Genomic DNA, 22,682 nt, shown 5'->3' on the forward strand with positions numbered 1-22,682 from the left:
GTGCCGGAATGAGGAGCAGGTCCAGCCATAGGGCATCAAAGCGCTTGGTCAGTGACTTGTTGGCCAAGGCCTTATCGGACGCAGCTAGCGGTGGTTTGTTGACGGCGGGTCGTGGCGGTAGTACGCCGGGAGTGAGAGCCTCAACTCGCCTCAATGGAGCTTGAGATGACGAAGCGGCTGCCGTGCCCGCCCGCACCCGGTCCATTGGAAGGCTATGCCGCCTGCTTCGATGGGCTCTTCGGGACGCTGGCCCAGCGGCGTGGGTTCCGTGAGTATCTGGCCGGCCTGCTGCTGCCGCGGGACCGGAACAAGACCCTGACCTGCCTGGCCGGGGCCGAACCGGTGGTGGGTGCCCAGCATGCGGCGGTGCAGCGGCTGCAGTTCTTCCTCTCGGAGTCGACCTGGGACCACGAGCAGGTCAACGCGCGCCGTCTGGAGCTGCTGCTGACGGATCCGGCGACCGCGCCGCATGGGATGGGGGTGCTGGTGGTCGACGATTCCGGGGACCGCAAGGACGGGTCGGCGACCGCGCATGTGGGCAAGCAGTACCTGGGCTCGGTCGGGAAGATCGACCGCGGGGTGGTCACGGTGACCACCTGCTGGGCCGACGAGCGCGTCTACTACCCACTGCACGCGGTGCCCTATACCCCCGCGCACCACTTCCCCGGCGGGAGGAACGACCCGGGTTTCCGCACGAAGCTGCAGATCGGGGCCGCACTGGCCTGTCATGCCGCGGAGGTGGGGGTGTCCTTCCGGGCGGTTGTCGCCGACTGTGCCTACGGCGATCACACCTGCTTCCGCGCTGAACTGTGGGACGCTCACCTGCCGTTCGTGATGGCCCTCAAGCGCGGCCACGGCACCTGGCAGTACAAGGACGCCTTCCGGCCCGTGGACGCCGCCCGTGAACTGGCCTGGCACGGCCCCGAAGAGCCGGGCGACTGGCAGCCGGTCACCCGCACCTTCCGCGGCGGACGCTCCGCCACCTGGTGGGCCGCCGATGCCAGGCTCGGCTGGTGGGGACCCGACGGCATGGTCCGGCTGGTGGTGGCCACCACCGACCCCGCAACCCTGCCCGAGACGTCCACCTGGTACCTGGCCACCAACCTGCCCCGGCCCAGCTCACCACGCGAACAGCTCAGCCGGCATGCGACCGCCGACCTGACCGAAGTAGTCAGACTCTACGGACTGCGGCACTGGGTCGAGCAGAGCTACAAACAGGTCAAGGACGAACTCGGCTGGGCCGACTTCCAGGTCCGCTCCGACACCGCCATCCGCCGCCACCAGACCCTCGTGAACTGCGCGTTCAGCTTCTGCTGGAACACCTGGTTCGCCCCACTCACACCTACACCCGCCGCCCCGGCACCCGGGCCTGACACACCATCAGGAGCGGCAGAGAGGGGGCGGACCCGAGTCCCAGCAGCCCCAGCCGGCCTGCTGGCCCCGGGCCATCCGGGCCGTCCGTGGCTGGCTGACGCCCTGGGCCACGCTGCAACGCTACTGGCGGGCATGGTCGACGAAGCCCCCGCCCGCCGAACTCCAAGCCCTCCTCAACACCGTCGCCACCGGCAGACCTCTCGGCCTCTACCGCCCCGTCTAACAAACCACCGATAGTTTCCCGCGCTCGACACTCTCCGCCGCTGCTTCAACACGTCCCTTGACATGCTTCTGGAGAATATTCTCGATCAGTGATCCACTCAACGCCAGGTTGCCGTATTCGCCTCCAGGGGTCTTAACGGTGAGCCCGTCCTCGTACCCCACTGCCAGAATCGCCGCCAGGAGATCTTTACGCTCCACAGGAGCCCGACAAGCCAGATGTTCTCTTCATCGAACTCGACCCTGGAACGGGCGACTCGTAGGAGCAGCCATACTAGCGCGGCCATACCTGAGAGGGAGGCGAAGTCTGGATCGTCTGGGTTTCGAATCAAGGCTTCCGCTGCAGCAGCTGTAAACCCTGCCGTTGCAAAGCACGCAAATATTGCGATGCTTTTCCTGCGGAGCACCTTAGTCGGAACGTGTTTCAGGCCTCTCAGGTCTCGGATTTGCATTCTCATGAGCAGTACCCAGGGATGAAGCCCCCGATGGCGCAGCCCGCGACGGCCAGTTTCCCGTTGAGAGACATATTGGCGTAGCTCCCTGGCAAGTCACCCCGCTGGAACGCGTTACTGGTCATTGCCCTTCTGAAGCTGATCGACGCCCCAGTCATCCCCGGGGATGGACTCTTGGATATCGCGCCGCCAATCAGCCCGCCGCCGATTCCGATAAGCGTTTCCCGAACGAACTCGCCACCACGATACCTCGGGGCGTTCGGATCGCGTTTCGACGCGACCCACTTGGCTCCGGCGACTGTGGCGCCGGCCACGATGCAGGCTCCTGCCGAGGCGGCTACGCAGATGCCGAATGCTGCCACTTCCGCGTAGCCACGCCAGTGCTCATTGACATGGCTGGCCAATTTACCCCCGCTACTGTCCCAAAACCTGCGCAGCCCTGAACGCTTATCCTGGTCTTCTCTTTCATGGTGGCGTCGTGTTTGCGCTTCTGGTCCTCGGTTTCCTTTTTGGCGTGTGCGGCGGCGTCGGCGTCTGCTTTTCGCTGTTTGTAGACGCTGTTTGTAGACCGCAGGGCTCCAGGGTCTACGGTTCTGTTAGGACTCGCTGTCTACCACCCGACCTAACCAGCTACCACTACGTAGCCATTCGATGGCTCTCAGCCCGAGGCTCCCAAAGAGCTCTTCCCCACGTTCGATGAGCCGAGCCTGATCGCGCATGCCGGGTCATAGGCCCTCGTTCGGCACGCCGCGCGAGGGCCTATGACCGGCACCTCTGTCTGGGCTACAGCTGCCGCTCGGCGGGACCGTTGCTGAGGCCGGCTGCCGACCGGATCGCGTTGACGACATGATCGGCCCTTGTACGCCTGCCGAGCCAGCGAGCATAGTTCGGCTTCTCCACGGCCAGCCCCTGTAGCGTGCGCCCGTCATATGTGGTGATGACGGTCCCGCTATAGCCTGCGGTCACCGCGCTGATCTCGGCGATCTGTACCCAGTTGGTCAGGCCCAGGTTCTGCACGATTACCCGATGCGTGGTGAGGGTGATGGATGTCCGAAACGAGTACAGCAGGCCAGCAGCTGTGACGATGAGGAAGGCACCGGTAAACATCAGCACGTCGGCATCCAGGTCTCCTGGCAGCGCATCGAAGAACCCCCATGCTGCAAAGGCAAGAAACCCCAGAGACACGCAGACTGCTGCGATCCTGACGGGCAGCGCAACCTTCCACGCTTTCACCGTGGCTTCACTGTGTTCCATCATGATCAGCACCACCCTGGGGCGTGCCAGGGCACGCCCCAGCGTGTCTTCCTTGAGACATGGATCGGCCACTCCGTTCATTCCAGCTGCGTGCGCCCGAGCCTTTCCTCCTGTCGTCCCAAGGCATGGATTCTGCACGGACCGAGCCAGCTGCTCTTTACCTCCAGCTCAGAGATCCTGCCCATGCTCACCGCCCCGGAAGACATCCGGAAATCGGGCACGCCCGGGCGCACGCGACTGGTCGGCACTCGGGCGTTTCGGAACGGTGGATTCAGATGATCCCGAGCTGGATTAGTCCCTGCATGACCGGCAACTGAAGGAGAAGCAGATCGGCCGGGATCAGGTCCAGGCGTTTTTGGACCCTGGTATCGGCGAGGGCGTCGGGCAGAGCCTGCTCCCTGGCTTCGCTAATGGTCCGTGCGGCCGCGCTGATCCGGCCTTTGCCGAGCTTCTCGAAGATCTCTTCCAAGAGAGATCCTCCAAAGGCCAACACTCCTTGTTGCGTTCCCGATGTGTCGCGGATGCCGAGGCCGTTGTCATGAGAGACCTTCGTAACGGCACCCCAGGGCATCCGGACCTTCACCAGAAGTCCGATGAGGGTGACCCCGCTTCCGTCGAGCTCCACCCGGGAACGGCCGACGCGGAAGAACAGCCAGACCAAGAACCCCATTCCACTGATGAGACTCAGGGAATCCGAATCCAGGCTTCGGATCGCCGCACTGATCGCGGCAGCGGTGGCGCCGAGGGCGGCGATCGCCAGGAAGAAAACCAGGCTCTTGCGCCTGAGAACTATTTTTCGCACGACTGCCTCTGAATTCTCCTTCACGGTATCCATGTCAACAGTATCCAGGGTTGAATCCGCCAGCTCCGCAGCCGACCACCGCCATCTTCGCGTTCAGGCTCATGTTGGCGTATTTCTGTGCCGCGCTACCGGAGAAGGCGTTGCTCCACATCGCCTGTCTGAACGTGATGCCGGATCCGCTCATACCGCGGGAGAGGCCTCTCCCGATGGCTCCACCGGCCAGTCCGCCACCGAGTCCCACCAGCGTATCCTTAGCGAAATCGCCGAATCCGTACCGTGCAGTGTTGGGGTCGCGATAGGACGCAAACCACTTCGCGCCGGCGACTGCGGCTCCGGCCACGATACAGGCGCCTGCCGAGGCGGCAACGCAGATACCGAACGCCGCCGCTTCCGCGTAGCCTCGCCAGTGGTCCTTGACGTGACTGACTGCTTTTCCGCCGGTGCTGTCCCAAAGCTTTCGCAGTCCTGAACGTTTGTCCTGGATCCTTTCCTTCATGGCCACATCGTGTTTGCGCTTCTTGTCTTTGGCTGCTTTTTTGTCGCGTGCGGCGGCGTCGGCGTCTGCTTTTCGCTGTTTGTAGACCTTGGGGCTCCAGGGGCCGTGGTTCTGGTAGGAGGTGCGCTTGGATCCCTGGGTGGTTTTGTAGGGGCTGTAGTTGGGGTTGGAACGTTGGCGGTTCTGGTTGTTGCGGCGTTCGTATTCGGCGGGGCTCCGGGGGCCGCTGTTGGCGTAGGGATCCTTCGCTCCGGGGCGCATCCACAGGCTGGAGTTGTTGCCGCCGAAGAGTTTGCCGTCGGGGTCGGAGTGTATGAGGGGGTTGTTGTTGCCGTAGGTGTAGCCGTGCATCTGCTGGGGGTCGCCTGTGTCGATGACGGGGTCGACGGAGATGAACCGGCCCAGGTGGGGGTCGTATTCGCGGGCGCCGAGGTGGGTCAGGCCCGTCGGGTCCTGGGTGCCGCCGACGAATCCCTTGGTGCCGGGCCAGGTGGCCGGCTGGGCGGTGCGGTCGCCGCCGAAGATGGTCTTCTTGCGGCGGGTCAGTGCCTGGCCGGTGGCCAGGAGGACGGCGGTGGTGGCGGTGCCGTGATGGTCGGAGAGCAGGACGCTCATCTCCCCGCGGGTCTTGACCGCGATGGTCTGGGTGTCCTGGGTGTAGTAGCGGGTGCCGGTCTTGCCGGCGGTGGTCTGTGTGACCCCGGTCAGCTGTCGTTTGCCGGCGCCGTCCTGTCCGTACTGGTAGGTGCGCTTGACGTCGTCGGTCGCGAGCGGGTTCCCGTCGACCTTGTGCTGGGTCTCGGTCTGCCGGTTGCCGACCGCGTCGTAGGTGAAGGTGTGCCAGTAGGCGTCCGGCCCACCGACCTTCGGCGTCGTGCCGTTTGCGGAACCGTCCGCGTTGGGCTTGGCCGTGCAACCGTCGGTGGCGGTCCAGGCGTTGGTGATGCGGCGCAGGGCGTCGGTGGTGAAGCACTGCGTGTCGACAGAGCGTTGCGCATCCTGTCCGGAGGCGGTTTCGAGCTTGGTGATGTTGTTGGCCTGGTCGAAGGTGTAGCGGATGTCGTCTATGCGGGCGGGTCCGGTTTCCCGGTCGGTGGTCTGGCGGGTGAGGTTGCCGGTGTGCTCGTCGTATTCGCGGGTGTCCCACACCTTCTTCCCGAACGGCCCGTACTCCGTCCTCAGCGGGCGCTGGAACGGGTCGTAGGTGACGTTGTTGACCAGGACCGCCCCGGTGGCGTTGGTGCCGACAACCTGGTCGTAGGGCGAGTCCGTGGCGTAGCGGTGGGTGACGCGTTCCTTGAGCTGTCCGGCGATCGCGGGGTGGAACGTCCAGTCCAGGGGTCAGCTTCCAGGAGTCGACCTTCTTGTAGGCGCTGCCTTCACGGACCTCGGTGGTGATGTCCGTGATCCGTTTCCGTGACCAGAACGACGGCGAGTAGCGGTTCTTGCAGTCGGTGCCCGCCGCGCAGTACTGGTCGAAGGGCACATCGGGCCACTGGGCGGCGTTGGCGGCGGTGAACTTGTTCTCCGCACAGTCGAACGAGGCAGTGGCCAGGCAGCGCTCCGCGGTGGTGAAGGTGACCTTCGCTGCAGGGGTCCCGGTGTACAGGTTGTCCGAGCGCAGGCCGTACTCGATGCTCTTCAGGTAGCCACCGCGTGTGTAGGGGGTGGCGGTCGACTTGCCGTCGGTCAAGTTGACGTTGCGGCCGTAGTGATTGGTCTCCTTGGCCCAGTAGTAGGCCATGGCGTCGCCGTGCGGGTCGACGACGTAGTCCAGGTTCCAGCGCCATGCCTGCTGGCACCAGGAGTCCGCGAAGTTGGTCTTGTGGCATGGTTCGCCCGCGTGGTTGCCGTAGACCGGCACCGTCCAGGTCGAGTCCGTCGTCTGCTTGCCGTCGCTGTAGCCGGGCAGGCGGTGGTAGCCGAAGAAGTACTGCACTCCGTCGGTGTCGGTGACCTTCCAGTACTCGCCGTCGTGGTCGCCGTTGCCCCGGCCGGTGTCGGTGAGTTTCTCGACCTTGCTGCCGTCGTCGTTCCGCAGCTTCCACACGCCCGAGGTGTCATCACGGACCAGTTCGTTGGTCTTGCCCCCGAGGGAGAGGACGGCGTTCTCACCGCCCCAGCACAAGTCCCCGTTCTTGGCCTTGTTGTTGCCGCCGGTCATGTCGGCGTTGCAGGTCTTGTAGCGGCGCTCGATGAAGCCGGGCTCCATCCCCCAGCCGTCCCCGACGTTGTTCGCCTGGTTGTTGGAAGCCGAGGTGCGCCCGTCCACCGAGCTGGAGGAGTACCCCAGTGACAGCTCCGGGCCCACATCCCCGGCGACGCCCGGCGTCTGCAGGTCGTAGGACCAGGTGAAGCCGCCGGAGGAGCCACCCGCCGCCCACGTACCCGACGGGGAGAGCGAGGTGGCCCTGAAGTCACCGCCCCCGCCGGCCGGCGCGGCTGTCACCGCGAACAGCGTCCGGGCAGTGGCGGCCTTGCCCCGGGCGGCAGCCCGGGGAGTGGATCCGGCGGCGGCCGAGGGCGCCTGCGATGGTGAAGCAGCAGGCGAGGGGGGCGTGTTGGCGGTGCCTGCGGCCAGCGCGACCGGGGCGCTCAGGGTGCCTTTGACGGGGTCGTTGTCCACGTCGGCGAGCGGAACCGGCAGGCAGGCTGCGGCGCCCGGGGTGCTCAACGCGCAGTCCGGGAGCTGAGCGAGGGTGAGGCGGGAGGACCAGTCGCCGCCCAGCGCATGGCGGAACTTCGTGTAGTCGACGGTGAGGTCGGCGCCGCCGCCGGACGTGTCGACGGCGAACACCACACCGTCGACACCGGCCTTCGCGGCCACGGCACGGTCCAGCACCTCCACGGCCACATCGCCCGATGCCGGGGCTGTGGTGCCGGGTGCCTTGCCCGCGGCGGGGGCGATCGTCACAGGCAGGGCGCCTGCGGTCAAAGTCTTGGCGCCCGTGCGTCCGTCGAGGCGGGCTTCGGCAGTGCCGGCCCTGGGCCAGGCGGCATCCGGGACCTGCTTCCAGGCCTTCTTCGCAGCCTCGTTCTCCGTGGTGGCAGGCCTGCCTTCCACGGGGGTGACGGGCACGGGCTTGGTCTTCTGCAGCTCGGGCAGCGACAGCTTCGTCATGGCCAGGGCCTCACCGGACAACAGCGTGACCATCAGCGTCGCCGCCGTCGCCCCCACTACCGCACGACGCCCCCGCCATCTCCGACGGGGCCGTGCGGGATATTCCCCCGAAGGTATTCGAGAAGACTCACTCATTCCTCAACTGCTCCCGCATCGAAGCCCGTCAGGGCATTTCGTAGAACGCCGAACGGTCGCAGAAGCCAGCACGCACCTTTACGTTATCTTGACTTGAGGCTGAATCGATGAAACCTCATGACCTTCGCCCACAGGTCATCAACTTACGTCCGTAGACGCATCATTAGCTCGTTTGATACGGAGAGCGTCAGCACACACCCGACAATCACATGGGTATCGGGGAACACGCACCTTGACGTGCGCTTTACTTGCCCTTGCTTGTATGGCGTAACGAAAGGGAAGATGCATGGTGACGCGAGTGCGTTCCAGATGGCGAATAGGTGTCGCAACGGGGGTGGTTGGCGCTCTCGCCGCAGGACTCGGCGTCGCCGCTATCCCGGCCGCCGCGGCCCAACCAGCCACGGCCGAGCGGGATTCACCGGCCGAGGCAACGGCGGCCTCCGCACAGGCCGCCCGTAGCGGCCAGCAGGTGGAGGTCGTCTCGCAGCGCACGGCCTACGCCACCGTGTACGCGAACCCGGACGGCACCTTCACCCAGGACACCTCCGTCACTCCCGTGCGAACCAAGGTCGGCAAACGGCTCGTTGACATCGACGCGACGCTAGCCGCCGCGCCGGACGGAACGGTGGTGCCGAAGGCCGCCGCGGTCGGGCTGGTGTTCTCCGGCGGCGGCAGCACACCGCTGGTGACCATCACCCGCGACGGGCGCTCGATGAGCGTGGACTGACCCGGACACCTGCCCAAGCCCCGCCTGGAGGGCGACACCGCCACCTACCCCGACGTGCTGCCCGGGGTGGACGTGCAGATGAAGGCCGCCGACACCGGCTTCCAGCAGCTCCTGATCGTCAAGACCCCACAGGCAGCGAAGGCCCCGGCGCTCAAACGCCTCACCTTCGCCCTGAAGTCCGACGGCGTCGCCATCCACACGGACCAGGCCGGCAACCTCAAAGCCATCAACCCCGCCGGGCAGGAGGTGTTCACCGCACCGACGCCCACCATGTGGGACTCAACCGGCATCCCCACCAGTGAGGACACTCCCGCTCCGCAGGGCGCCAAGGACACACCGGCGCTGATGAAGTCCCGCAGCGGACAGGCTCCGACGTCCAAGGAGGACGTCTTCGAGCCGCGCGACGGCGCGCAGCAGTCGGCGATGCCCATCGCGGTCGGCAACGGGCAGCTGGTGCTGGAGCCGGACCAGGACATCCTGCACGGCAAGGACACCGTCTTCCCTGTCTACATCGATCCGACGGTCGCCGGCAGCCGGGACAACTGGACGTCGGTGTCCAAGCAGCACCCGTCCACGTCGTTCTTCAACCACTCCTCGAAGATCGCCCGGTCCGGGTACGAGGCGGAGACCGGCGGCACCTGGCGGTCCATGTTCACGATGAACACCAAGAACCTGCACGGCAAGCAGATCACCCGGTCGGTGTTCCGCATCAAGAACACGCACTCCTGGTCGTGCACCAAGAAGCCGGTCGAGCTGTGGCGCACCAACTCCATCAACTCGGGCACCACCTGGAACAACCAGCCCGCCTGGGCTGCCAAGGTCGGCACCGTCACCGACGCCAAGGGCTGGAGCTCGGGCTGCCCGGCGGGGAACCTGGAGTTCGACACCACCGACGTCGCCAGGATCGCCGCCGCCAACAAGTGGCCCACCTCCACCCTGGGACTGCGCGCCTCGGAGTCGGACACCGGAGCGTGGAAGAAGTTCGACGCCTCCACCGCGGTCCTGTCCACCACCTACAACACCGTCCCCAACACCCCGAACGGGCACGGCACCAGCCCCGCCACCGCCTGCACAGCCGAGCCCTCCACCACGGTCGGCAACACCGACGTCGACCTGTACGCCAGGGTCTCGGATGCGGACGGAGGGACAGTGGCGGCGCGGTTCAAGGTGTGGCAGACCGGCACCTCCACCGTCCTGTTCGAGAAGACGGTGAACGTCACCTCCGGGAGCATCGCCCGTATCGCCGTCCCCAAGGGCAAGTTCGTCGACGGCCGCCAGCACTCCTGGCAGGTCCGCGCCGAGGACGCCGTCTCGGCATCGGGCTGGACGGGGGTATGCCGCTTCCACGTCGACCAGTCCAGGCCCTCCCGGCCCCCCGGCATCACCTCACCCCAGTTCCCCAACGGCGACCTGGGATGGGAACCCGACAAGACAGGTACCGCGCGTACGGAGGGCACCTTCACCCTCGACTCCGGTGGAGTAGGGGACGTGGTGAAGTACGAATACTGGACGGACTGGGACCCCACGGTCCGAACCATCACTCCCGCGGCTGCCGGCGGTTCCCACGACGTGAAACTCACCCCGCCCTCGGCCGGGCCCAAACGCGTCTACGCCCGCTCCCTCGACCGCGCGAACAACCGCTCCGGCACCCGCAATTACCTCTTCTACGCCAACAGCCCCGCGGTCAAGGACAAGCCCGGTGACCTGAACGGCGACGGCCACTCCGACTTCTACGGCCTGCGCTCCAACGGGGAGCGTGGACCTACACCGGCAACGGCGACGGCCACCTGGGCCTCTCCCAGATGGCCTCCGCCCAGTCCTTCAACGGCTCCCTGATCACTCACCGAGGGGACTGGACCGAGGACGGCTACGAAGACCTCATCGCCACCACCGGCGCCAAGGGCAGCCGCCAGCTGCACGTCTTCCCCAACAACGGCCTCGGCCACGCCTGCACCACAGCCGGCGAACAGGCCCCGGGCGCCGTCTGCGAGGACCGCCGCCGCGACCTGGCCGTCTACGACAGCGCCAACGACCACTTCAAGAACGCCGACCAGATCCTGGCCGTCGGCGACATCGACGGCCCCACCGACCTCGACGGCGACGGCACGATCGGCGACTGGGACCTGCCCTCCTTCCCCGACCTCCTGGTCAAGGAAGGCGACCACCTCTGGCTGTACTACGGCGACCCGAACGGCTACCTCGACGCCGAGAAGGAACCCGTCCTCGTCGGCAACGGCGGCTGGTCGAACTACGACCTGCTCGCCCCCGGCGACGTCACCAAGAACGGCCACATGGACCTGCTCGCCCGCCACAAGACCGGCGGCGCCCTCAAGCTGTACAAGGGAACCGGCCCCGCCGGCGACGGCGACACCGCCACCCGGATCGGCACCAACTGGACCGCCGCCCACATCCCCCTGCTCGCCTCCGGCGGCGACGCCGACAACGACGGCCTGCCCGACCTGTGGGCCACGACCACCGACAACACCGCCGGGCTGCGCTTCTACCCCCGCATCACCCCCACCACACACGGCACCCCCACCATCGTCGGCACCGGCGGCTGGAACCAGTTCCAGGCCATCAGCTGACGTCCGCCAGTCCTCCGCGCAGACGAGGCTTTCGATGCGGCAGGCGCCCTCCGGCAGACCGAGCACCTGCGCCTGGCTCGGTGAGCGGGCGAGCGACCTCGCCGGTGGTCACCGACTCGATCCCGTCGACCGTGCGCTCGATGGGATGGACGTAGGTGACGTGAGGGGGCGAACCTGCGGCCCCACTTCAGGTGCAGCCGCATGTCTCCAATGAAGGTCGCCGCGCATTGCGGCAAGTGTCGCAATGCACGGCGGCCGGCGTGCCTTTCCGGCGCTTTGAAAGGCTAGATATTCAAAGCATCAATGACCCCTAGAATCCCTTCATGGCTCAGAAAATCGTAACCATCTACACGGACGACCTCACGGGCGAAGAGACCCAGGAGGCCACGACACACACGCTCGTCCTCGATGGCGTGGCATACGAAATCGACCTCGGCCCGGACAGCTACGACAAGCTGCTCGAAGCAGTCACACCGTTCACCAAGGCCGGCTGGCGCACCTCCGGGCGGGCCCGCAAGGGGGCGCCTCGCCCCGCAGGCACCGCCAAGGACACCGCTGCCATCCGCGCCTGGGCCAAGGAGAAGGGCTACGCGGTGAACGACCGCGGTCGTGTGCCTGCTGACGTTCGCGCCGCGTACGAAAAGAATCACTGAGTCAACGCCAGCCCGCGAGAAGGCCCTCCTCAGCGATGGGGGCCTTCCTGCGTTTCAAGCGAAGGCTCCGAGCCGCTGACCATCAGAAGCAGGAAGCGTACTGCGGAATTCCTCCCGCTCTGCCGTGTCACTCTCGGCAGCCCTGAGCAGGGTGTCTGCAGGCACGTGCACTGGTACACACAGGCAGAGGGTCCCCGACCGCGAGGCGGCCGTTGATGCCCTGTACGCCTGCCGGGAACCAGCCCTGCCTTTCGTGACCCAGGAAATACCCCGAGCACGATGCCGTAGGTGCGGTGTCCCCGGCGTGGACACCGCACCTACAGAGTGCCAGCTCGGGACGATCCCGATCCGGCCGCCCGAGAAGCGGGAGAGACCTGTCGGCTCGGCTTTCGATGTTCTGACCGGTCGTCAGCAGTGGCGTAAGCAGGGGTGGTGAAGGGGCTGCAGAACTGGCGGACGCAGGAGAAGCATCGACGGTGTCTACGCCCGTCTCCTCGCGGAGGGGTCCGCCGATGCTCCTGGATCCGACCGTACCCGCCTCGCTGCGCGGCTGCTTTACCTACCCGGCCTTCCACCCCTTCGCCGCCCTGGTCACCGGTCTGATCGCGCAGACCGGGCAGTCCACGGTGTGCGGCATGCTGAGCGGCGCCGGGGCCGAACAGGTGTGGTCGCACGACCGCGCCCACGCGTTCTTCTCCCGCGCCGTCTGGAGCGCCGACCTGCTCGGTGCCGCGCTGTCGCACCTGGTGGTGCGCCTGCTGCTGGACGAGGACGCGCCGCTGGTGGCGGCGGTGGACGACACCCTGTTCAAGCGGTGCGGCAGAAGAATCTTCGGCGCCGCCTGGCAGCACTACGGTGCCGCGCGGGGCAAGAAGCCCATCGGCTACGGCACCTGCTTCGTCGTGCTCGGCCTGATCGTCCGCCTGCCGTTCCTCAAGCGGCCGGTGTGCCTTCCGGTGCTGGCCCGGCTGCACCGCCCGAAACACGGCCCCAGCAAGGTCGAGCAGGCCGTGGCCATGGTCCGCTTCCTGTCCACCTGCCATGGGCGCCGCCGTTTGCACGTGGCCGGCGACGCCCATTACCACGGCCCCGCACTGCGCGCCCTGCCCGGCCGGGTCACCCTCACCGTCCGGCTGCCGGCCCCCGCGGTGCTCTACGCGACGGCCCCGCCGCCGACCGGAAAACGCGGACGGCCCAGGCTGAAGGGCGAGCGGCTGGGCACGGCCGAACAGCTGGCCGCCGCCTGCCGTTTCACCCCCGCCACCGTCACCCGCTACGGCCGCACCGAGCACGTGTTCCTCGCCACGCGCACCTGCCTGTGGTACGGCTCCCTGCACACCCAAACGGTCCGTGTCATCCTGCTACGCGACCAGGCCGACGACGCCGGCTACAGCCTCGCCCTGGTCACCACCGACCTCGCCACCCCCGCCGCCGAGCTGATCACGAGGTACGCGTGGCGGTGGTCGATCGAGGTCACCTTCGCCGAGGCCCGCGACCTGCTCGGCGTCGGCCAGGCCCGAAACCGCACCCGCCGCGCGGTCGAGCGCACGGTGCCCTTCGGCCTGTACTGCTACACGATCACCGTGCTCTGGTACACGCGCTACGGCCACCACCCGAATGACGCGGCCGAGCACCGCGCCCGCACCCCGTGGTATGCCACCAAAACCACCCCGGCGTTCTCCGACATGGTCGCCAAGCTCCGCCGCGTCATGATCGCGGCACGATTTATGCCCATGACACCGGCCGGCCCACGGATCCGGAAATCCGGGCCGTCCAACGGGCCTGGGCCGCAGCCAGCACGGACTTGGCCTGACGGCCGGTCAGAACGACGAAAGTCGAGAGACGCCTGCGGTCAGAGCCTGGCTGGCCAAAAACCCGCGGTTCGAGCTGCACTTCGCCCCGACCGGCTCCTCCTGGACCAACCAGGTCGAGCGGTGGTTCGGCTCCTGGCCCACCAGATGATCCGCCGCGGCGCACACAAGAACATCCAGGCCCTGGAAGCCGATATCCGGGCCTGGGTCAAGGACTGGAACGAAGACCCCAAGCCATTCATCTGGACCAAGACCGCCGAAGAAATCCTCGACTCCCTCGCCCGCTTCTGCCGACGGATCTCTGGCGCAGGACACTAGCGCCGGGAGCCGGGGAGTCCATGCCCTCCTGATGACAGCCTCGTAGGGGTCACCGTAGAGAAGGAGTGGGCACGGGAATTGCGTGGCCCCGTCGGCAGTGGTGCGCTGCCCTGGACGCTGGGTGCCACGATGTGTGCGGCGCCGCTCGTACTGAGTCTGTCCGATCGGGCTGCACTGGTGCGCCGTCGGGGCAAACCGATGGTCCTCGTTCCCGTGTCCGGAGGATGATGTGCGCATGCAGTCGGGCAACGACCTTCCGAGCGACCGCCGAGCCGAGTATTTCGGCCGGTGGGCGGTGATGATATGCAAAGCGCTCCGGCATGAGAGTGACGCGGACCCGTTTTCCGAGGCTGTGGCTGCGCACCTCGGACGCGAGCGCGCTGCGCGAGCAGTTGGTGCAGTCGAACACTCCGGACGTCGGCCCGCTGCAGGACAGTCCGTTCGGCCCGACGTTCTCCGTCACAGGACCCGAGGGCTACCGGCTCACCGTGCACGGAGGCTGCCCTTGAGCACCGTCGCTCATAGGGAGAGTGGAAGCAGACGGGCCGCAGGCCGGGAAACTCCCGCGTGAGTGCTGCCACTACCGGACCGGTGGCCGCCAACTGCGCGAAGCGGCCGCCGTGGCGAGGCCGCCGGGCAGGAGCCCTTCGCCTTGCCCACCCCCCGCCGTCCTGCGGACCGTCACGCCCTGCAAGGCGAGCCTTCATGCGTGCTGCCCGTCGGCCGCGCAGAACCACCCCGCGATGTTCCCGAAGAACGCGCAGGCCCACCACAGGAGCAGGACGAGCCTGCTGAAGTACGAGGGCCACAGCAGCCAGGCCACGCCGTACCCGGAGGCGGCGGTGACGAGCGGAGGTACCGCCACGTACCAGCACCACCGGGCTCGGCGCATCACCCGCACCGCGCCCTGGCCGGTGAAGAACGCGGCCAGCGCGAAGACCGTGAGCACCACGAGGCCCATGAGCGGTGAATCCATGCCCCGGACGCTACCCACCTGACGAGCGGGGCCATACAGCGGCTCCCCACTCCTGGATCACAGGCGGAACTCCGCCGCATCAAGGGTGCGCCTCCTCGCCGCCAGCGCCGTGGCCGCGACGAGGAGCCCCAGAGCCGATATGGCGGAGCGCCAGGCGGAATCGTTGCCTTCGATGGACGGGGACACCCGGCGCCGGGGATCGTAGGCGATCCGGAGCTGCTTGCCCGCCGAGGCGATCGGACGGCCGTCGGTGATCTCTGTCGGGTATCCGCCGGGGCAGCTCAGTGTGAAGTGGTACACGGTCTTCGAGATGCTGCCCTCGCCGGAGGACTCCAGGACCTTGCTGTGCACCTCGCGTACGTCACACGTGACGGCCTGGCTGCGAGCCGTCCCCTCTTCCACCGCCTCCAGGGTCAAGAACAGCCCCAGAGCCATCAGGAGCACACCGAAGAATCCGCCACTGCCGTCGACCAGTACGAGGTACGCGACGGCGGCGAGGACGATCAGCACGGCTCCGCCCACCACCGCGACTGTCTGCGACGGGGGCGAGGCACTCGCGAAACACCAGCGTGCCCACGCGTACGCGGCCGCCGCTGCGGCCATGGGTACCACCGGGGCAAGCCACCGCACCTGGGCCTCCGTTCTGGCATGAACACCTCTTCAGCGAAGACGCCCACCACGCACCAGTGGTTTCGGCCGCATGCCCGTTGCCCATGGCTCGGGGGCCCGGCACAGGCCCGGCGATGAAGGTCGGTGACGGCCAGGGCCGACACGGCGCAGCCGTCACTCGGCGTGCAGCACCCTGGCCACGGTCTGGCGGGCAGCCGTTCGCGCCGGCAGTCATGCCACCTGGCGCGGGTGACACCCCCTGGCCGTCCACTCCAGGCAGGGCAGCGGCGCGGGATTCCATCGGCATTTCATCGGCGCTCTCTACCGTCGGTCGCCGACGAATGGAGAAGTCCCTCGTGAAGCCCTTCAGATCATGGTTCGGCAGATGGATTCTGCCGCTACTGGCGGGCGTGATCACGCTTGTCGTGGCCACGCCCGCTGTCGCGCAGCCGGCCGGCTCGTCCGACCGCGGCGGCCCGATCACCCGCAGCGAGGTGATCTGGCGCGCCCAGTATTGGGTGGACCAACACCCTCCGTACAACCAGCAAGGATCCGCGCCCGGCCCCGGCGGCGACTTCAACTACCGCACCGACTGTTCCGGCTATGTCTCGATGGCGTGGCACCTGGACGCCAATCCCAACACCCAGGGGTTACCCGGATTTTCCCATGAGATCGGGCGGGACGAGTTGCGGCCGGGGGACGTTCTGAATTCGTTCCGCGATCACGTCCTGATCTTCCATCAGTGGGAGGACGACCACGGAGGTTTCTCCTACTACAGCTTCGGTGGGGGCAACAGCGGCGTCGAGCCTCCGGGACACTTCAGCGCGAACATCAACAACGCCACGCTCGACGGCCACCCCAACGGCGACTACAAGGCGCTTCGTTACAACAACATCATCGAGGACTCCGCGCCCCGGCCGCACCCGTACGCCTCGGGCCGGGTGGTGGCTGGGCGGTCCGCGGACGGCAGGCTGGAGAGCTTCGCCGCCGGTGCCGACGGTGTGTACCACGCGTGGCAGACCTCGGTGAACGGCGCCTGGTCTCCGTGGCGGTTCGAAGGCGGCCCGCGCAACGCACAGTTGGCGGTGGCGTCCAACGCCGATGGCCGACTGGAACTCTTCGCCCTCTCGGACACCACCCTCGACCACATGTGGCAGACCGGGCCCAACGCGGGCTGGTCCGGCTGGGAGAACTTCGGAACCGGTGGATACCGCCTCGCCGCGGGCAACAACGCCGACGGTCGTATCGAAGTGTTCGCCTCCAACACCAACGGCGTCTTCCACCGATGGCAGACCGCGTCCAGCGGCGGCTGGGCCAACTGGGAAGGCACTGGCGGACCGGCCAACTCCCGGCTCGCCATGGAAACCTCACCGGACGGCCGGCTCGAAGTCTTCGCCCTCTCCGACTCGACGTTCGGACACCTCTGGCAAACCGGAGTCAACGGCAACTGGTCGGCATGGGAGAACTTCGGCGGCGGCGGACATGATGTCGCCGTCAGTCACAACCAGGACGGCAGGCTGGAGGTGTTCGCCTCCAACGCCACCGGGGTGTACCACCGTTGGCAGACCGGCCCGACCTCGTGGTCGGACTGGGCGGGTACCGGCGGGATCACCAACGCCGAGCTGACGTCCTCGCGGTCGGTCGACGGCCGCGTCGAGGTGTTCGCGATCAACGCCACCACCGCGAGCCACACCTGGCAGACCAGCGCGAACGCACCGTACTCGCAGTGGGAGACCTTCGGCGGCGGCGGTACTGACATCGGTGCGGCCAACAACGCCGACGGCCGCATCGAGGTCTTCGGCACCAGCCAGGCCGGCGTCCACCACAGATGGCAGACCGGGTTCGACGCATGGTCGAACTGGACCTATCTCAGCGACTCCGGCCCCGCGATCAACTAGCCGCTCCGGCGCAGGGCTTCCGCGGCCGTCGGCGTGCACCGTCGACGGCCACGGAAGCCCCGGTTTCGCGCGAGAAGTGGCCGGTGGTGGATATCGGGACGGTACCCACCCACGACAACGGCCTCACCGAAGTTCCCATGTGCACCTGCGGCAACGGGTGTGACAGGGTGGTGGTGACTGGATGGGTGCACGTGGCCGTCGGCATGGTGCCACCAGTCACCCGACCTGGACGAGGGAGTCGTGGGAATGCCGGAGAAGTTGACGCTGTCCACGTGGCCCACGCCAATGGAGCGTGCGCCGCGTCTGTCCGAGGCGATCGGGCTGCGCGAGGAAGACCTGTGGATCAAACGCGACGACCTGACCGGCCTCGGCGGAGGTGGAAACAAGGTCCGCAAGTTGGAGTGGCTGGTCGCCGACGCGCTGGACCAGGGTGCGGACACCCTGGTCACCACCGGCGGCCCGCAGAGCAACCACGCCCGGCTCACCGCTGCCGCCGCCGCACGCTCCGGCCTCGACGTGGTCCTGGTCATGCCGGGCCCGGCGAGCCCGCCTCCGGTCGGGGGAAACCTGCTACTCGACGCGCTCCTGGGCGCCCGCATCGTGTGGGCCGAAGGAGCCTCTGGCGCCGCCGCGCTGACGGCGGAGGCGGAGAAGACGTGCTCCGTCCTGCGCGAGCAGGGCGCCTGTCCCTACCTCGTCCCCTTCGGCGGCTCAAGCCCGCTCGGTGCGCGCGGCTACCTTGAGGCGGGCAACGAGATCCTGGCCCAGCAACCCGACGTACGCCACGTCGTCACCGCTCTCGGATCCGGCGCCACCATGGCTGGACTGCTCGCCGCCCTGGGCCCGGAACGCGTCCTGGGCGTCGACGTCGGCGCACTCCCCGACCCCGCCCGCACGGCCGCCGCGATCGTCGGCGAACTGACCGGCCGCGAACAGCCGGCAGAGGCGCTGCGAGTACGTAGCGACCAAGTCGGTGAGGCATACGCGGTCCTGCACCAACCGGTCCTCGACGCCATCACCACCGTCGCCTCCACCGAGGGAGTGCTGCTGGACCCGGTGTACACCGGCCGCGCGGCCGCCGGGCTGATCGCAGCCGTGCTCGACGGCCACATCCGCCCCGGCGAGCGCACCGTCCTGCTCCACACCGGCGGCCTGCCAGGACTGTTCGGCCACGCGGAAATCGCGCACCGCGCGGGCCAGGCGCTGCGTACTGGGCACTGATCGCCCAGGATTGCACTCAGGTGATTGCGGGCGCGGTCTCACCGGCGGCCGCTTCCGGCTCCGTGGCCTCTTGTCGTGTCGTGTGCTCCACGTCTACGCGGAAGGCGCGTGGCCGGCGGCCAGTCATCCGGAGGACAGTGTCAGCGGTGCGGTCGTCGACTCCGTCGGCGACCGCTCTGTCCATGTCGGCGAGCATGACCGCGAACTCAAGAGGCATCACCCCGGTCAGGTGGTCTCGCATCTGCTCGTACGTCAACTGCCGGTGAGTGACCCCGCGTCCGGTCACCTCGCTGAGGATGGCGGCGACTTCGCTGTGGCTGAGCGCCTGCGGTCCGGTGATGACCAGGTCGGTGTCGAGTGCCTGTGCGTCGGTCAGCGCGCACACGGCGACGGCCGCGATGTCGTCGGCGTCGACGAACGCCACCCGCCCATCGCCCGTGGCCGTGGCCGTGGCCGTGGCCGTGGCCGTCAGGATCTCGCCTTCCTCCCGGATGCTCCGGGCATGCGGGTGGTCGCCGGTGAAGTTCTGCATGAACCACGACGGCCGAAGGACCGCCCACTCGTCGAACAGGGCGGGCAGCACCTGGTGCACTTGGCCGACGGCCGGCCCTCCGGCGGGGATCGCCGAGGAACTGAGCAGTACGGCACGCCGTACGCCGCCCGCGCGCGGGCCTGTTCCAGGAAGGGCAGGCATCACCACCACCGTCCCCGAGCAGGAGACCGGGCCCGCGGTGCCTACACCACCAAGTACGGCTACACCACGACCGGACAGATCGCCTGGGAACAGTACGAGGCCAAGGGCGGACTGAAGGCCGAACGAGTCACCCACACCTACACCGCCGACGGCCTGCCGTACGCGACCATCGGCGGCGGCCTGCGCTACGTCCAGGAGACCAGCTACTCCCCCTACGGCGAGCAGACCCAGCGAGTGCAGGGCAGCGCCGGGGCTCGGGTCAGCACCACCGCCACCTACGACGAGTCCAGCCGCAGGCTGGAGCGCACCATGGTGGACCGTGAGGCCGCGAACGGCATGGGCACGGAGGACACCTCCTACGTCTACAGTCCGACCGGTGACGTGCTGGGCATCAACTCCAAGCGCGACAACAACGCGCAGAGCGTGGACAACCGGTGTTTCCGCTACGACTACCTGGGACGCACGACCGACTCCTGGACGCCGAAGTCGGCCTGCACAGCTGGCTCCCAGCCCGCCCAGGACAACCTCGGCGGCGTGGCCCCGTACTGGAACACGTACACCTATGACCTGATGGGCAACCGCACCTCTAAGGTCGCGCACGACATCACCGGCGACAGCACCAAGGACATCACGCAGACCTACGCCTACAACGCGCCGGGCACCGCCCAGCCCCACGCCGTCCAGAAGATCACCACCACCGGCGGCCAGAGCGGCGAAGCCGCGTTCTCCTACGACGCCTCCGGCAACACCACCCAGCGCAAGCTCCCGGAGATCCCGGCGGGCCAGTCCCTGGAGTGGAGCGAGCAGGGCAACCTGGTCGCGGCGAACACCGAGGGCAACACCACCAGCTATCTGTACGACGCCGGTGGCGACCAGTTCATCCAGCGCGGCCCGCAGGGCGTCACCCTCGACCTGGGCGGCGAACAGTTCACCTGGGACCCGACGGCCAAGAAGTTGCGCGGGACCCGGTACTACTCCCACGGCGGGGATGATGTCGCCGTCCGTACCGCCCTGGACGACGGCACCACCCCGGTGTCCTATCTGATCGACGACCACCACGGCACCACGCTCACCCAGATCGACGCCGCCGGGCTGGGCGTTACCCGCCGCACGCTCGACGAGTTCGGCAACTCACGGGACAACAAGTCCAGCCCGTGGATCGGCAACCAGGGCTTCGTCGGCGGAACCGAGGACCGCACCACGGGCCTCACCCAGCTGGGCGCTCGCCCCTACGACCCGGTCACCGGCCGGTTCCTCTCGGCGGACCCGATCCTGGACCCGACCAGCCCGCAGCAGCTCAACGCCTACCAGTACGCCAACAGCGCACCGGCGACGTTTTCGGACCCCGAGGGCACCTGGTGGGGCTCCGGCGTGTGGAAAAAGGCCAAGAAGAAGGTCGCCAAGGCCGTCCACAAGGCCACGAACTGGGTCGCGAAGAAGGTCGTCGCCCCGGTCGTCAAGAAAGCCAAGGAGGTCTACCGCCAGTACGTCCCCCAAGAAGGTCCAGAAGATCGTCCGGACCGTCAAGAAGGCCACTGCCAAGGCCTGGCAGGCCACCAAGCGCTGGGCCAAGACCAAGGCATGGCCCGCCGTGAAGCGGGCTGGCAGCGCGGTCAAGAAACACGTCGTCGCCCGGGTGAAGCTGGAAACCGCGAAGTACAAGTGGGCCGGTAGCTTCGCTAAGGCCGTGGCCCACCGGGCCCTGAGCGTCATCGGTGAGGTCATGGCCATCGCGGCCGGCCTGAGCCTGATGACGACCGGAGCCGGCATGGCCGGCGGCGGCCTCGGCCTGAGCGCGACCGGCGGCGGCGCGGTGGCCGGCGTACCTGCTGTGGCGGGCGGCGCCGCGGTCGGCGGCGGCGTCGTGGCCTGGGCTGGCATCAACGGCCTCGGCAGCGACATCGGCCAGGCATTGAACGAGGCCAACGAAGCCAGCAGCAGCGGCTCCTCCTCCACGATCGGGGAGAACGGTGCCCAGTTCCCCAGCGTGACCAAGTGGAACCGCGGGCAGTACCGCATCGACGTGGAGAACCCGAACCCGGGACACCGCCCCGGCCAGATCCACGTCCAGGACCAGGCCAACAAGGCGGAGAAGTACCAGTACAACTTCGACACCAAGAAGTTCGACGGAATGCCGAGGAGCCCCGAAAAGAAGCTCTATAAGATGGACGGCTTCAAGCAAGGAATCCAAAAGGCCCTCAAGGCCCTCGGTGAGAGCTGATCGCCATGAAAATGAACCAAGAAATGCGGGACCTGCTGGCACGCCATGGCGGGCCGGACGCTCCTCCCGGCGAATCCGGAGGAGTCGGTGAGCTGCCCGAGGTTCTCGAAGAGATCCTCACCGACGGCTGGGTCGTGGAGGACGACGGTGCAGTCCTGCTGAAGGGCATGCTTGACGGCTACCACCCTGCCGGGCCGCCGTTCACCGACCTCGTCGGCCGAGAGGCCGCAGTGAACGGATGGGGGGTGCCCGACTGGGACCTGCCGGAAGCCCCGGAGGAGCGCACTCCGCTGCTGCTCGCCCGCACCTTCCGCTACGCCCGGCGGGCACTGGCGGCGCGGGTCGCGCAGGACCCGTCGGCGGACATCCGGGCCACCGTCTCGGTGTCCCGGTCGGAATCCGGAGAGCAGAGCGTGACCTCGCACGTCACGTTCTGGACCCACCGGGACGGTGAGGCGCCGCACGTGGCCGGCCCGGAGACCGTGTCAGGGCCAGCGGTCGCAGTCATGGACCCGACGGATCTCATGTCGTAACCGCCATCGCGCAAGCCGGATCGTGAGCGCCCGGCGGATTCCGGGCGGGTATCCACCCGCCCGGAATCCGCCGCGGCCAAGCATCCCCTTGCGCTATACCCCTTTGCTTTCTTTCCGCTATCTTTTCGCCCCCCGCCCATCATTTCGGGAGAACGTACATATCATGTGTGAGCCCATAGCCCCGTCTGCAGCACTCGCCTACGGGTCCGCAGCGAATGACGGGGGCCGACGGACACGAGACCCAGTCCCTGACAGGCGCCGGAGAAGTCCACGCGATCTCCGAAATCCCCGGAGGCTACAGGTGACTGAAGATTCCACGGAAATCCATGCGGAGAAACAAGCCGAGGCACTGCGTGAGGAACTCCCTCTCGCCCATATCGGCCTGACGGTCGTCGTCATCGCCTCGTTCATCGTCGGGGCCTTCGCGAGCCTCCTGTACGGAGCGCTCGTGGCTGGCGTATTCGCGGCGCTCTTCCTCGGCGCCCTCGGAATCCAGTGCCTGGCTGGATTCGACCGCGAATCATTGCTGCGGGCCTATCTCGTCACCTTCGGCTGGGCCAACTGGCTCTGACCGCGGGTCACC

The 22,682-nt window shown here is 67.5% G+C and carries 19 protein-coding genes and 2 pseudogenes; 13 read left to right on the forward strand and 8 right to left on the reverse strand.

The genetic code is table 11. The features are described 5' to 3' along the window. Positions 1-165 precede the first annotated feature (165 nt). A complete protein-coding gene (locus ACSHXC_RS00190) occupies positions 166-1,611 on the forward strand; it encodes an IS701 family transposase (protein ID WP_438289538.1) in 1,446 nt (481 codons plus the stop codon). Positions 1,612-2,047: 436 nt separating this feature from the next. Here ACSHXC_RS00190 and ACSHXC_RS00195 read toward each other — a convergent pair whose 3' ends face one another. The 5 genes and pseudogenes from ACSHXC_RS00195 to ACSHXC_RS00215 form a co-directional block, all read right to left on the reverse strand. Further along, positions 2,048-2,359 carry a hypothetical protein gene (locus ACSHXC_RS00195; RefSeq protein WP_438289539.1) on the reverse strand — a complete coding sequence of 104 codons (312 nt, stop codon included), beginning with the start codon at positions 2,357-2,359 and terminating at the stop codon, positions 2,048-2,050. A 469-nt stretch (positions 2,360-2,828) separates the two neighbouring features. Beyond that, positions 2,829-3,380 (reverse strand): hypothetical protein, encoded by a 552-nt coding sequence (locus ACSHXC_RS00200; RefSeq protein ID WP_438289540.1) that lies wholly within the window; start codon positions 3,378-3,380, stop codon positions 2,829-2,831. A 190-nt stretch (positions 3,381-3,570) separates the two neighbouring features. After that, positions 3,571-4,134: a hypothetical protein gene (locus ACSHXC_RS00205; RefSeq protein ID WP_438289541.1), complete on the reverse strand. Its 564-nt coding sequence runs from the start codon at positions 4,132-4,134 to the stop codon at positions 3,571-3,573. Between the two features lies 1 nt (position 4,135). Then, the gene (locus ACSHXC_RS00210) at positions 4,136-5,746 is read right to left on the reverse strand and encodes an RHS repeat-associated core domain-containing protein (protein WP_438289542.1); all 1,611 of its coding nucleotides are present in this window, start codon (positions 5,744-5,746) and stop codon (positions 4,136-4,138) included. Between the two features lie 190 nt (positions 5,747-5,936). Further along, positions 5,937-6,902: pseudogene (locus ACSHXC_RS00215) on the reverse strand (RHS repeat protein); the annotation flags it as partial. A 1,285-nt stretch (positions 6,903-8,187) separates the two neighbouring features. Between ACSHXC_RS00215 and ACSHXC_RS00220 the strand changes: the two are divergent. The 6 genes from ACSHXC_RS00220 (at position 8,188) to ACSHXC_RS00245 (ending at position 14,456) form a co-directional block, all read left to right on the forward strand. Then, complete coding sequence (locus tag ACSHXC_RS00220; RefSeq protein WP_438289543.1) at positions 8,188-8,580, forward strand: hypothetical protein; 393 nt, start codon at positions 8,188-8,190, stop codon at positions 8,578-8,580. Positions 8,581-8,634: 54 nt separating this feature from the next. Continuing rightward, complete coding sequence (locus ACSHXC_RS00225; protein ID WP_438289544.1) at positions 8,635-10,416, forward strand: hypothetical protein; 1,782 nt, start codon at positions 8,635-8,637, stop codon at positions 10,414-10,416. Continuing rightward, the gene (locus ACSHXC_RS00230; protein ID WP_438289545.1) at positions 10,383-11,165 is read left to right on the forward strand and encodes a hypothetical protein; all 783 of its coding nucleotides are present in this window, start codon (positions 10,383-10,385) and stop codon (positions 11,163-11,165) included. Before ACSHXC_RS00225 ends, ACSHXC_RS00230 begins: the two co-directional genes overlap by 34 nt. Positions 11,166-11,488: 323 nt before the next feature. After that, positions 11,489-11,818, forward strand: coding sequence for a histone-like nucleoid-structuring protein Lsr2 (locus tag ACSHXC_RS00235; protein WP_438289546.1), 330 nt, complete (start codon positions 11,489-11,491; stop codon positions 11,816-11,818). A gap of 512 nt (positions 11,819-12,330) precedes the next feature. After that, positions 12,331-13,947 carry an IS701 family transposase gene (locus tag ACSHXC_RS00240; RefSeq protein ID WP_438289547.1) on the forward strand — a complete coding sequence of 539 codons (1,617 nt, stop codon included), beginning with the start codon at positions 12,331-12,333 and terminating at the stop codon, positions 13,945-13,947. Between the two features lie 320 nt (positions 13,948-14,267). Then, positions 14,268-14,456: a hypothetical protein gene (locus ACSHXC_RS00245; RefSeq protein WP_438289548.1), complete on the forward strand. Its 189-nt coding sequence runs from the start codon at positions 14,268-14,270 to the stop codon at positions 14,454-14,456. 194 nt (positions 14,457-14,650) lie between these two features. Here the strand turns inward: ACSHXC_RS00245 and ACSHXC_RS00250 are convergent, their stop codons facing one another. Together ACSHXC_RS00250 and ACSHXC_RS00255 are read right to left on the reverse strand one after the other, a co-directional pair. After that, positions 14,651-14,923 (reverse strand): hypothetical protein, encoded by a 273-nt coding sequence (locus ACSHXC_RS00250; protein WP_438289549.1) that lies wholly within the window; start codon positions 14,921-14,923, stop codon positions 14,651-14,653. A 57-nt stretch (positions 14,924-14,980) separates the two neighbouring features. Beyond that, on the reverse strand, positions 14,981-15,526 hold the full coding sequence (locus ACSHXC_RS00255; RefSeq protein WP_438289550.1) for a hypothetical protein: 546 nt from the start codon (positions 15,524-15,526) through the stop codon (positions 14,981-14,983). A 416-nt stretch (positions 15,527-15,942) separates the two neighbouring features. Between ACSHXC_RS00255 and ACSHXC_RS00260 the strand changes: the two genes are divergently transcribed. Continuing rightward, entirely contained in the window at positions 15,943-17,430 is a 1,488-nt protein-coding gene (locus ACSHXC_RS00260; RefSeq protein ID WP_438289551.1) for a hypothetical protein, read from the forward strand. Positions 17,431-17,676: 246 nt separating this feature from the next. Next, a complete protein-coding gene (locus ACSHXC_RS00265; protein ID WP_438289552.1) occupies positions 17,677-18,651 on the forward strand; it encodes a D-cysteine desulfhydrase family protein in 975 nt (324 codons plus the stop codon). 16 nt (positions 18,652-18,667) lie between these two features. Here ACSHXC_RS00265 and ACSHXC_RS00270 read toward each other — a convergent pair. Further along, positions 18,668-19,341 (reverse strand): annotated as a pseudogene (locus ACSHXC_RS00270) (NmrA family NAD(P)-binding protein); the annotation flags it as partial. 574 nt (positions 19,342-19,915) lie between these two features. On the opposite strand from ACSHXC_RS00270, the gene ACSHXC_RS00275 reads away from it, so the two are divergent. The 4 genes from ACSHXC_RS00275 to ACSHXC_RS00290 all read left to right on the forward strand — a co-directional run bounded on the left by ACSHXC_RS00275 (position 19,916) and on the right by ACSHXC_RS00290 (position 22,670). Next, positions 19,916-21,019: an RHS repeat-associated core domain-containing protein gene (locus ACSHXC_RS00275; protein WP_438296359.1), complete on the forward strand. Its 1,104-nt coding sequence runs from the start codon at positions 19,916-19,918 to the stop codon at positions 21,017-21,019. A 13-nt stretch (positions 21,020-21,032) separates the two neighbouring features. Beyond that, complete coding sequence (locus ACSHXC_RS00280) at positions 21,033-21,566, forward strand: hypothetical protein (protein WP_438289553.1); 534 nt, start codon at positions 21,033-21,035, stop codon at positions 21,564-21,566. Between the two features lie 23 nt (positions 21,567-21,589). Further along, positions 21,590-22,099, forward strand: coding sequence for a hypothetical protein (locus ACSHXC_RS00285; protein ID WP_438289554.1), 510 nt, complete (start codon positions 21,590-21,592; stop codon positions 22,097-22,099). Between the two features lie 301 nt (positions 22,100-22,400). Then, positions 22,401-22,670, forward strand: a complete 270-nt coding sequence (locus ACSHXC_RS00290; RefSeq protein ID WP_438289555.1) for a hypothetical protein — start codon at positions 22,401-22,403, stop codon at positions 22,668-22,670. Positions 22,671-22,682 lie beyond the last annotated feature (12 nt).

This window comes from Streptomyces sp. HUAS TT7, from assembly GCF_051550175.1.
Taxonomy (GTDB): domain Bacteria; phylum Actinomycetota; class Actinomycetes; order Streptomycetales; family Streptomycetaceae; genus Streptomyces.

Excerpts from the sequence above, each read along its gene's own strand:
- ACSHXC_RS00265 (WP_438289552.1), top strand. The coding sequence starts at position 17,677 with ATGCCGGAGAAGTTGACGCTGTCCACGTGGCCCACGCCAATGGAGCGT.
- ACSHXC_RS00250 (WP_438289549.1), bottom strand. The coding sequence starts at position 14,923 with ATGGATTCACCGCTCATGGGCCTCGTGGTGCTCACGGTCTTCGCGCTG.
- ACSHXC_RS00285 (WP_438289554.1), top strand. The coding sequence starts at position 21,590 with ATGCGGGACCTGCTGGCACGCCATGGCGGGCCGGACGCTCCTCCCGGC.
- ACSHXC_RS00275 (WP_438296359.1), top strand. The coding sequence starts at position 19,916 with ATGGGCAACCGCACCTCTAAGGTCGCGCACGACATCACCGGCGACAGC.
- ACSHXC_RS00230 (WP_438289545.1), top strand. The coding sequence starts at position 10,383 with ATGGCCTCCGCCCAGTCCTTCAACGGCTCCCTGATCACTCACCGAGGG.
- ACSHXC_RS00240 (WP_438289547.1), top strand. The coding sequence starts at position 12,331 with ATGCTCCTGGATCCGACCGTACCCGCCTCGCTGCGCGGCTGCTTTACC.
- ACSHXC_RS00235 (WP_438289546.1), top strand. The coding sequence starts at position 11,489 with ATGGCTCAGAAAATCGTAACCATCTACACGGACGACCTCACGGGCGAA.
- ACSHXC_RS00245 (WP_438289548.1), top strand. The coding sequence starts at position 14,268 with ATGAGAGTGACGCGGACCCGTTTTCCGAGGCTGTGGCTGCGCACCTCG.
- ACSHXC_RS00205 (WP_438289541.1), bottom strand. The coding sequence starts at position 4,134 with ATGGATACCGTGAAGGAGAATTCAGAGGCAGTCGTGCGAAAAATAGTT.
- ACSHXC_RS00190 (WP_438289538.1), top strand. The coding sequence starts at position 166 with ATGACGAAGCGGCTGCCGTGCCCGCCCGCACCCGGTCCATTGGAAGGC.
- ACSHXC_RS00255 (WP_438289550.1), bottom strand. The coding sequence starts at position 15,526 with ATGGCCGCAGCGGCGGCCGCGTACGCGTGGGCACGCTGGTGTTTCGCG.
- ACSHXC_RS00200 (WP_438289540.1), bottom strand. The coding sequence starts at position 3,380 with ATGAACGGAGTGGCCGATCCATGTCTCAAGGAAGACACGCTGGGGCGT.